9 protein-coding genes are annotated in these 10,034 nt (G+C 66.5%); 6 read left to right on the top strand and 3 right to left on the bottom strand.

What is annotated here, in order from left to right:
- The first annotated feature begins 362 nt into the window (after window positions 1–362).
- On the top strand, window positions 363–572 hold the full coding sequence (locus J2X67_RS27560; RefSeq protein ID WP_258506329.1) for a hypothetical protein: 210 nt from the start codon (window positions 363–365) through the stop codon (window positions 570–572).
- A 9-nt stretch (window positions 573–581) separates the two neighbouring features.
- On the opposite strand, the gene J2X67_RS27555 is transcribed toward J2X67_RS27560, so the two are convergent.
- From J2X67_RS27555 to J2X67_RS27545, 3 genes are all read right to left on the bottom strand, one after another.
- Complete coding sequence (locus tag J2X67_RS27555; protein ID WP_309958173.1) at window positions 582–1,757, bottom strand: thiolase; 1,176 nt, start codon at window positions 1,755–1,757, stop codon at window positions 582–584.
- On the bottom strand, window positions 1,754–2,167 hold the full coding sequence (locus tag J2X67_RS27550) for an OB-fold domain-containing protein (protein WP_309958171.1): 414 nt from the start codon (window positions 2,165–2,167) through the stop codon (window positions 1,754–1,756). Before J2X67_RS27550 ends, J2X67_RS27555 begins: the two co-directional genes overlap by 4 nt.
- Before the next feature lie 146 nt (window positions 2,168–2,313).
- Complete coding sequence (locus J2X67_RS27545) at window positions 2,314–3,363, bottom strand: LacI family DNA-binding transcriptional regulator (RefSeq protein WP_309958170.1); 1,050 nt, start codon at window positions 3,361–3,363, stop codon at window positions 2,314–2,316.
- A gap of 123 nt (window positions 3,364–3,486) precedes the next feature.
- Here J2X67_RS27545 and J2X67_RS27540 point away from each other — a divergent pair, with 123 nt between their 5' ends.
- The 5 genes from J2X67_RS27540 to J2X67_RS27520 are packed head-to-tail and all read left to right on the top strand — an operon-like array spanning window position 3,487 to window position 9,628.
- A complete protein-coding gene (locus J2X67_RS27540) occupies window positions 3,487–4,506 on the top strand; it encodes a TRAP transporter substrate-binding protein (RefSeq protein WP_309958168.1) in 1,020 nt (339 codons plus the stop codon).
- Window positions 4,507–4,512: 6 nt separating this feature from the next.
- Window positions 4,513–6,420 (top strand): TRAP transporter large permease subunit, encoded by a 1,908-nt coding sequence (locus J2X67_RS27535; protein WP_309958167.1) that lies wholly within the window; start codon window positions 4,513–4,515, stop codon window positions 6,418–6,420.
- A gap of 42 nt (window positions 6,421–6,462) precedes the next feature.
- Window positions 6,463–7,002, top strand: a complete 540-nt coding sequence (locus tag J2X67_RS27530; RefSeq protein ID WP_309958165.1) for a VOC family protein — start codon at window positions 6,463–6,465, stop codon at window positions 7,000–7,002.
- An 8-nt stretch (window positions 7,003–7,010) separates the two neighbouring features.
- A complete protein-coding gene (locus tag J2X67_RS27525) occupies window positions 7,011–8,282 on the top strand; it encodes a ribulose-bisphosphate carboxylase large subunit family protein (RefSeq protein WP_309958177.1) in 1,272 nt (423 codons plus the stop codon).
- Window positions 8,283–8,290: 8 nt separating this feature from the next.
- Complete coding sequence (locus J2X67_RS27520) at window positions 8,291–9,628, top strand: four-carbon acid sugar kinase family protein (RefSeq protein WP_309958175.1); 1,338 nt, start codon at window positions 8,291–8,293, stop codon at window positions 9,626–9,628.
- Window positions 9,629–10,034: the final 406 nt, after the last annotated feature.

The raw sequence follows: 10,034 nt of genomic DNA, 5'->3' as shown, positions 1-10,034 counted from the left end.
TTCCCTGATCGTTCCCGTGACAGCGGCAACACACGGCGCGCGGGCGGCATGCTGCTTTGCCGACAGCGCGTCGGCGAGCCGGGATTCTGGGTTCGAGATACCGTCGGGAATGTCAACGAATTGCAAGGCGCGCAGATTGAGGCTGGAAGCGCCACATATCTCACACACAAGGGGCACGGCGATCTGCCAACTAATACCAATGCACCCATGCCACTCGCATTGAGGTCGAAAGTGGTGCGAGTTTTCCGACACCTCTTGTAGCGTGTTCCGCACCGTTATTGGGGTGACACCCTGAGCACAAGCTGAAGTTGTTGGGCTAGTATTTCCAGACAGTGCCAGCAACACCAAGACCCATTGAGTACTTGCTCGAACTCGAGCACGCCAGCCTCCCGGTGCATATCCGGGACCGGGACGCGATCCAGGCCATCGCTGTTCTGAAAGCGATTGGCTGCGTCGAGGCGGAGATTTCTCCGCCCCTCGATCTGTGCAGCTCGTTCGAAGACTACGAGTGCGCGGTGGTAAGGGAAATTACGCCGGTGGGCCGCACCGAACTGGCTGCGGAATACGGCTGACGTACTTCATCACAACGTTTGCGCCAGCCCAAGCACCGCCGTGGCCTGGCTCGACAGCGTGCCTCCATTGCCATGCGCCAGCGCAGTGCGCGCACCGGCCACCTGCCGCTCGCCGCCTTCTCCGCGAAGCTGCCGCACGGCCTCTATCAACGCGAAGATTCCATACATGCCCGGGTGAACGCACGACAACCCGCCGCCGTTGGTGTTGACCGGCAACCGGCCGCCGGGCGCAATGGCACCGCCGCGCACGAAGGCGCCGCCCTCACCCTTGGCGCAAAAGCCCAGGTCTTCAAGGAAAAGCAGCACGTTGATGGTGAATGCGTCATAAAGCTGCACCACGTCGATGTCGCGCGGCGCGAGGCCGGCCATGGCAAATGCGGCGTGCCCGCTGTCGCGCGCGGCCGTCGTCGTCAGGTCATGCATCGACGATATCTGGCGGTTCCACACCGCAGTGCCGGTGCCCAGCACATGCACCGGCTCGCGCGGCAAGTCCCGCGCACGGTCGGCGCGCACCAGCACGAAGGCACCCGCGCCATCGGTCACAAGGCAACTGTCGCGCACTGTCAGCGGGTCGCAGACCGTGCGCGCATTGAGCACATCGTCTATCGAAAGCGGGTCGCGCATGAACGCCTCGGGGTTCAGCCGCGCCCAGGCGCGCGCGGCCACCGCCACCTCTGCAAGGTCGCGCCGCGTGGTGCCGAATTCATGCATGTGGCGCGACGCCGCCAGTGCATAGGCCGAGAGCGGCTGCATCGGTTCATACGGCGTTTCGTAGGGTTGCGGATCGAGGTAGCGCCTGCTCGCAACAACTTCCCTGCGCCCGAAGGTGGCCGTGCGCTGCGCGCTTCCGTAGCAGACGAGCACCGCGTTGCATTGGCCGCTGGCCAGGGCCTGCAGGGCCGGCAAGAGGTGCGCGATAAAGCTGGAGCCGCCGAGCATCGTGCTGTCGATGTAGGTCGGGCGAAGGCCCAGGTACTCGACGACCGGCATGGCCCACATCGTCGCGCTTGCGCTGGCGGTGCAAAGTCCGTCGATGTCCTTCATGGCCAGCCCGGCGTCGACGACGGCGCGGCGTGCAGCTTCGGCCAGCAACTCCATGTCGGTGTGGCCCGGCGACTCGCCGCAGCCGTAGGTGGCAACGCCGGCGATGGCAGCGCTGCCGCGCAGTTGCTTCAGCGTAGTCATGCGGCCTCTCCCGTGACGGCATCGAAAACAACCATGCCGCTACCACCCGTCGGCACCACCACGCGCGCCCGCACACGCAGGCCAATGCGCACGTCGGCCGGCGGCATGCCTTCGACGCGGCTCATCAGGCGCACGCCTTCGTCCAGCTCGACGATGCTCACGTTGTAGTCGCCGCCTGCTTCGGGCTTGCGGCGCACCGTGGTCACCGCATACACGGTGCCGGTGCCGGCAGGTGCCACCAGCGCAGGCTCTTCGGCGCCGCAATGGGGGCACAGCACCCGTGGAAAGTACACCGCGCGCTGGCAGGCGCCGCAGCGCTGAATGAGAAAGCGGCCCGCGTCGAGTTCGGCCTGGTGGCGCGCCAGCACGCCGGTGTCGGCTGGTTTTGATGTCGTCGATGAATGCGTCATTGAAATGGCCGGAGTTCGGCATTGGTTGCGTCGAGCATGCCGGCTGCGCCCCGTTTGCGCTATTCGCGATTGCCGAAGGGCCCCCTTGGCGTGGCCGAACAGGCCGCACTGTGTGAGCAGATGACCACCTCACCGCAAAGCCGCAGCTAGGGCAGGTTCTCGCGAAAAATCACCTGGCTGCGGGTGGTTTCCACGCCGCCGAGCGCTTCGCGCCCATCGCGCAGGTTGGCAAAGATGCGCACGCAGTTCATGAGCGTGGTGTGCGGGCTCTGGGTAATCACCGCGTCCATGCTGCCGTCGATCAGCAGCGTGCGCGTGTCGGGCGTGAGGCCGTGCCCGATGAAGACGACCTTCTGTTCGCGCCCGGCCTCCTTCAGTGCACGCGCCACGCCGTCGGATGCGCCGCCAATGTTGTAGATGCCGCCCATGTCGGGGTATTGCTCCAGCAATGCGCGGGTCTGGCGATAATTTTTGCCGGCGTCGTCCTGCCCTTCGCGCAGGCCCACCACTTCGAGCCGCGGAAACATCTCGTCGATCACGTGAAGAAAGCCGGCTTCGCGCTCTTCGTGGGCCTTGTAGCTCAGGCTGCCTGCGATGAGCGCAACCTTTGCGGCGCGCGAGCCGATGAAGCGCCCGATGAGATAGCCCGCCGTGCGCCCGGCGGCGCGGTTGTCCAGACCGACGAAGGCCGCGCGTTCGGAATTCGACAGGTCTGAAATGAGCGTAACCACCGGCAGCCCGCGCGCGACCAGCGCCGCCACCGCCTCGCGCACCGCGGGGTGCTCCAGCGCCATCATCGCAATGCCGTCGCAGCGCTGGCCGTGGCGCCGCAGCGCATCGGCAAGCTCATGCGGATTGAAGCTCTCGATGAACACCGTGCGGCACTGCACGTTGAATGGCGCCCAGTGCTCCTGCGAATAACCCACCATGTCGCCCAGCATGCGAATGAAGCGGTTGGTGCCGGCCGGCAGCAAGAACACCAGCCTGAGCGGCGGCGGCGTGAGCGCGGCATAGAGCTCGGGGCCGGGCAGGTAGTCGAGCTCGCCCGCGGCCTTGAGCACGCGCTGCACCGTGGCGTCCCGCACGCCGGGCCTGCGGTTGAGCACCCGGTCGACGGTGGCGGTCGACACTTTTGCAGCGCGCGCAATGTCGACCACGCGCGCACGGCGGGCATCGGTTGAAGGGTTATCCCGCATACATCAAAAACCATCAGGATCAAGTTTGACCCGGATCATGCATGCTTTTATCTTCGCTGTGGCTCGAATCCAATGGTGCATCAGATTGCATCAACCGTATTCCGAAGATCCTGGAGACAAAACATGACATCGCTGACCCGCCGCAGTGCCTTGCGCACGCTTTCCGCCCTCCCCGCCGCCGGCATCGTGTCGGCCGTGCCGCGCATTGCCCGCGCGGCCGAGTTCTCGTACAAGTACGGCAACAACCTGCCGCTGACGCATCCGCTGAACATCCGCGCGCAAGAGGCGGCCGACCGCATTGCGAAGGAAACCAACGGCCGGGTCGAGATCAAGATCTTTCCCAACAACCAGCTCGGCGGCGACACCGACATGCTGGCGCAGGTGCGCTCGGGCGGCATCGAGTTCTTCACGCCGTCGGCGCTCGTCATTGCCACGCTGGTTCCGGTGGCGGCCATCAACGCAGTGGGCTTTGCGTTCAATGACTACAACCAGGTGTGGGGCGCAATGGACGGCAAGCTCGGCGCCCACGTGCGCGGCGCCATTGCAAAGTCGCGCCTCTATGCCTTCGAGAAAATGTGGGACAACGGTTTTCGCCAGACCACGAGCAGCAAGGCCGCGGTGTCGAACGCGAAGGATATGGACGGCCTGAAGATTCGCGTGCCGGTAAGCCCGCTGTCCATCTCGATGTTCAAGGGCCTGGGCGCCGCGCCCGCCAGCCTGCAGTTCAGCGAGGTGTACTCCGCCCTTCAGACCAAGATCGTCGACGCGCAAGAGAACCCACTGCCCATCATCCAGGTGGCCAAGCTGTTCGAGGTGCAGAAGTTCTGCTCGCTCACCAACCACATCTGGGACGGCTACTGGTTCGTTGCCAACGGCCGGGCCTGGGATGCCCTGCCCGAAGACCTCAAGACCATTGTGGCGCGCGCCATCAACGACGCCGGCATGCAGCAGCGCGAAGACATCCGCAAGCTCAATGAATCGGTGGTGGGCGACCTGCAGGCCAAGGGCCTCACCATCAACCGCCCCACCGCCGACAGCTTTCGCGCCAAGCTGCGTGAATCCGGCTTCTACGGCGAATGGAAGGGCCGCTTCGGTCCCGAGGCGTGGGCCCTGCTCGAAGGCGCCGTCGGCAAGCTGGCCTGATTGCCCATGCTGCATGAATCCACTTTCGAGGCGGCGCCCCTCCTGCACGCAGACGTGGGCGCCGGCCCATCGGCCAACCCGCTGAGCGGCATGGCCGCGCGCGCCGACCGCGTGCTTGGCGGTGCGGTCGAGGCTGTTGCCGCGCTGCTGGTTCTGGCAGAAATATGCGTGCTTTTTGCGGGCGTGGTCTCGCGCTATGTGTTCCACGCACCGCTGGTGTGGTCGGACGAGCTCGCATCCATTCTGTTCCTGTGGCTCTCGATGCTCGGCGCGGCCGTGGCGCTGCGGCGCGGCGAGCACATGCGCATGACGGCGCTGCTGCAAAAGGTGCAGCCATCGACGCGCGCCCTGCTCGACGCCTTTGCCATTGCGGCGTCTGTCGCCTTCCTGGTGCTGATCGTGTGGCCGTCGATCGACTACGCGCATGAAGAGTCGTTCATCGTCACGCCCGCGCTCGAAATCAGCAACGCATGGCGCGCCGCGGCCATTCCGGCGGGTATCGGGATCATGGTGGTCATGGCGCTGTTGCGCCTGCTGCGCGTGTGCACCGGCCGGCAGATCGCGGTCGCGGTGCTGGGCATGGCCGCGCTGGTGGGCGCCTTCTGGCTGGCCGCGCCGCTCTTTGCAACGCTGGGCAAGCTCAACCTGGTGATCTTCTTCGTCGTAGTTGTGGCGGCCACGGTGCTCTCGGGCGTGCCCATTGCTTTTTCATTCGCGCTGGCCACCTTCGGCTACCTGGCGCTTACCACGCGCACGCCGCTGCTGGTAATGGTGGGGCGGCTCGACGAAGGCATGTCGCACCTCATCCTGCTTGCGGTGCCGCTCTTCATCTTCCTGGGTGCGTTGATTGAAATGACGGGCATGGCGCGCGCCATGATCCAGTTTCTTGCGAGCCTGCTGGGGCACGTGCGCGGCGGCCTCTCGTATGTGCTGATCGGCGCGATGTACCTGGTGTCGGGCATCTCGGGCTCCAAGATTGCCGACATGGCCGCCATTGCGCCCGTGCTCTTTCCCGAGATGGTGAAGCGCGGCGCCAAGCCTGGCGACCTGGTGGCGCTGCTCTCTGCCACCGGCGCGCAGACCGAGACCATTCCGCCTTCCATCGTGCTCATCACCATCGGCTCGGTCACCGGCATTTCCATTGCGGCGCTGTTCACCGGCGGGCTGCTGCCGGCCGTGGTGCTGGGCGCCGCACTGTGCGTGGTGGTGTGGTGGCGCTACCGGCGCGAAGACCTGAGCGGCGTGCAGCGCCACAGCAAGCGCGAAATCGGCAAGCTGCTGCTGGTTGCCCTGCCCGCGGTGCTGCTGCCCTTCGTGATTCGCGCGGCAGTGGTCGAGGGCGTGGCAACGGCCACCGAGGTGTCGACCATCGGCATCGTCTACTCGGCGCTCGTCGGGCTCTTTGTTTACCGGCAGTTCGACTGGAAGCGGCTCAAGCCGATGCTGATCGACACGGCATCGCTCTCGGGTGCAATCATCTTCATTGTCGGCTGCGCCACGGCCATGGCCTGGGGCCTTACGCAATCGGGCTTCTCGCAAGACCTGGCTCGCATCATGGGCGCGCTGCCAGGCGGCGCCTACGGCTTTCTGGCGGTGTCGATCGTCGCCTTCATCGTGCTGGGCAGCGTGCTCGAGGGCATTCCGGCCATCGTGCTGTTCGGGCCGCTGCTCTTTCCCATTGCCAAGGCCGCGGGCGTGCACGAGGTGCACTACGCCATGGTTGTCATTTTTGCGATGGGCATCGGCCTCTTCGCACCGCCCTTCGGCGTGGGCTACTACGGCGCATGCGCGGTGAGCAAGGTCAACCCCGACGAAGGCATCAGGCACATCTGGGGCTACATCGCGGCAATGCTCGTGGGCCTGGTGATCGTGGCCGCATTCCCGTGGTTCTCGACCGGTTTCCTCAAGTTCTGACACCACCACAACAACACACTCACATCAACGGAGCCAACCGCAATGAGTCGATTCCTCGGCGAGATTCGCCAGCTGGGCTATGTCGTGCACGACATCGAGGCCGCCATGGACTACTGGAGCACCAAGCTCGGCGTGGGCCCCTGGTTCTACAACCCGAAGGTGCCCATCAAGAACTACCGCTACAACGGCGAGGCGCATGAGCCGCACAACTCGGTGGCGCTGGCCAACTCGGGCTATGTGCAGGTAGAGCTCATCCAGACGCGCAACAACGTGCCTTCGATGTACCGCGAGTTCCTGCAGGCCGGCCGCACCGGGCTGCAGCACGTGGCCTACTGGACGGCCGACTACGACGCCGACCTGGCGCGCCTCACCGCGCAGGGCTTCAAGCCGGTAATGAGCGGCGAAGTGGGCGAACGCGGCCGCTTCATCTACTTCGACACCGAATACCACCCGGGCACGGTGATCGAGCTGTCCGAAGTGGCGGGGCCCAAGGGCAAGATGTTCGACCTGATCCGAAGCGCCTCCGAAGGCTGGGACGGCAGCGAACCGGTGCGTCCCTTTCCAGATCTGAGCAAGCTGTGAGCACGGCGATGGCGCCTGCTGAACGCATCCACGCGCGCTACCTCATCGAAACGCCGCTTGAGCCGGCCGCGGTGGCCGAGGTGATGGCGGGCGAGCAATCGTGCGGCACCTTCACGCGCGTGGAGGGCGAGACGGATGCGCTGCGCGAGCGGGCCCGCGCCACCGTAGAGGCAATTACCGAAGTTGCCCCGGCCGAGGTGCCGAGCCTGCCCAACGCGCTGCTCGAGCGCAAGGGTACGCGTGGGCCGTGGCGGCGCGCGCACATCGACATTTCGTTTCCGGTGGCGAACATCGGCGCCAACCTGCCGACGCTCGCGGCCACTGTGTCGGGCAACCTCTACGACCTGGGCGAAGTCACGGGCCTCAGGCTCGAATCGCTTCGCGTACCGGCCGCCTACCGCGCGCAGTTCGAAATGCCGCGCGCCGGCATCGCGGGCACGCGGCGCGCCACGGGCGTGGCCAGCGGTGCGCTGGTCGGCACCATCATCAAGCCGAACGTGGGGCTTAGCGCGGCCGAGACGGCCGAGCTTGTTGCACGGCTCTGTGCCGCGGGCGTCGACTTCATCAAGGACGACGAGGTGTGTGCCGACCCCGCGCATGCGCCGCTCGCCGAGCGCGTGCCTGCGGTCATGGCCGTGGTGCGCGCACACCAGGAGCGCACCGGCAAGCATGTGATGGTGGCCTTCAACATCACCGACGAAACCGATGCCATGAAGCGGCACGCCGACTTGGTCGAGCGCGAAGGCGGCTCTTGCGTGATGGCCAGCCTCAACTGGTGCGGGCACTCGGGCATACAGACCTTGCGGCGCCACACCGGCCTGGCGCTGCACGGCCACCGCAACGGGTACGGCGCACTGTCGCGGCATCCGTTGCTCGGCATCTCGTTCCAGGCCTATCAAACGCTCTGGCGGCTCGCGGGTGTCGACCACATGCACGTGCACGGCTTGCAGGGCAAGTTTTCGCAGGCCGACAGCGAAGTGATCGAATCGGCACGCGACTGCTTCACGCCGCTGACCGATGCGGCGGACGACCGCGTGATGCCGGCCTTTTCGTCGGGCCAATGGGCCGGCACCGTACCCGCCACCTGGGCCGCCATCGGCAGCGACGACCTTCTCTTCATGGCCGGCGGCGGCATTCTTGCGCATCCGGCCGGTGCGGCCGCAGGCGTGGCCAGCATCCGGCAGGCATGGTCGGCCGTGCGCGCGGGCACCTCCTTGCAAGAGGCGGCAAGGCAGGCGCCCGAACTTGCACATGCCCTCGCCTTCTTCGGCAAGCCGTGACGCCGGCGATGCCCGCGCCGGCCGTCGTCTACTACGGCGATGACTTCACCGGCGCAACCGACACGCTGGGCACCGCGGCGCGAGCGGGCCTGCGTGCGCTGCTGTTCCTGAAAACGCCCGACGCCGAACGGCTCGCCGGCACCGGGCCGCTCGACGTGCTGGGCATTGCCGGCGCAGCGCGGGCCATGGCGCCAGAAGCGATGCAGGCCGAACTCGCCCCGGTGGCGGAGCTGTTCCGCTCGCTGGGCGCCCGCGTGCTGCACTACAAGACCTGCTCGACGTTCGACAGCGCACCGCATATCGGCTCCATCGGCGCAGCCGTTCGTGCGCTTCGCTCGGCCGTGGAACAACCGTGGACCGCGATCATCGGCGGCCAGCCCAACCTTGGGCGGTACTGCCTTTTTGGCAACCTGTTCGCCGCGGCGGGCGCGGGCGGCGAGGTGTTTCGCATCGACAGGCATCCGACGATGAGCCGTCACCCCGTCACGCCGATGCACGAGGCGGACTTGCGGCTTCATCTCGCCATGCAGGGCCTGGCCGACGTGCGCTCCATTCCCTTCACCGCCGCCGTGGAGGGCCCGGATGCGCTCGGCAATGCACTGCAGCGTGCATTGCAAGGCCCCCGTTCCGACACCGACATTGGCGCCGTGCTGTTCGACGTGGCCGACGCACGGCAGTTGGCAAGCATCGGCCAGGTGTTGTGGACACAGGCACGCAGTGCCACGCTGCTCGCCGTGGGGCCGAGCAGCGTCGTCGATGCACTGGCCGCTGCACTCGGACCGCGCCATGCCGATGCGCAGGCAGGCTCGCCCGGCGTGGCCCCTGCGCAAGGCCCGGTGCTGGTGCTTGCCGGAAGCCTTTCGCCCGTGACGGCACGGCAAGTGGCGGCGGCTCGCTCGTTCGACACGGTGTGGCTCGACGCACCGCTGCTCGCCCAGCGGGACGCGGCCACGCTCGAACGCCACGCCCAAGACATTGCGCACGGTCTCGCGGGTGGACGCAATGTGCTCGCGTGCACCCGCCCCTCTCCCTCTGGACAACAGTTGCGGCCCGCCACCGAACTGGATGCGCAGGCGCTCGCACGCGCAGGCGGCGACTTGCTGGCCAAGGTGCTGGCGATGGCACCGCTGCAGCGCGTGGGCATTGCTGGCGGCGACACGTCGAGCCACGGCGTGCAAGCGCTCGATGCATGGGGGCTTTCGTATGTGGCGGACATGGGAGCCGGTGCATCGCTGTGCCGCGTGCACAGCGACGATGCCGCGCTTGACGGCATGGAGATCATGCTGAAGGGCGGCCAGATGGGCTCGGACGACGTGTTCGAGCGCCTGGTGCACGGCAACGCCTGAAGCACTGCGGCGCTGCTCCGCCGCACCAGTTGCGAGCGCGGGCTCCTTTCGGGTGCCCTCTTCGGCCGCCGCACAACGTGCCTTTCACAGCCAGCCTGCGATTGCAGCGCGCAGGCACGGTCTTTGCATGACCCACAACTCACGGTGTAACGAAGCACCGCTTTGGTGAGGTTTTCGCGGTCTTGCGAATGCCCGGCGCAATGGAGCGCCAGCACCTCCAGCCCGCACGCAGCGGGCGCCTCTCCCCCAAACCCGTCCGTCGATGCAGCCCGCCTGGCTGCGTCGCGGCATTGCATTTTGAAAGGCCCCACCCCATGAATAAACCCAAGCTCGTGATGGTCGGCAACGGCATGGCCGGCGTGCGCACGCTGGAAGAGCTGCTGAAGCTCGCCCCGGACATGTACGA

The sequence above is a fragment of the Variovorax sp. 3319 genome (assembly GCF_031456585.1).
GTDB lineage: Bacteria > Pseudomonadota > Gammaproteobacteria > Burkholderiales > Burkholderiaceae_C > Variovorax > Variovorax paradoxus_P.
This window is presented reverse-complemented; position numbering and strand designations above follow the sequence as displayed.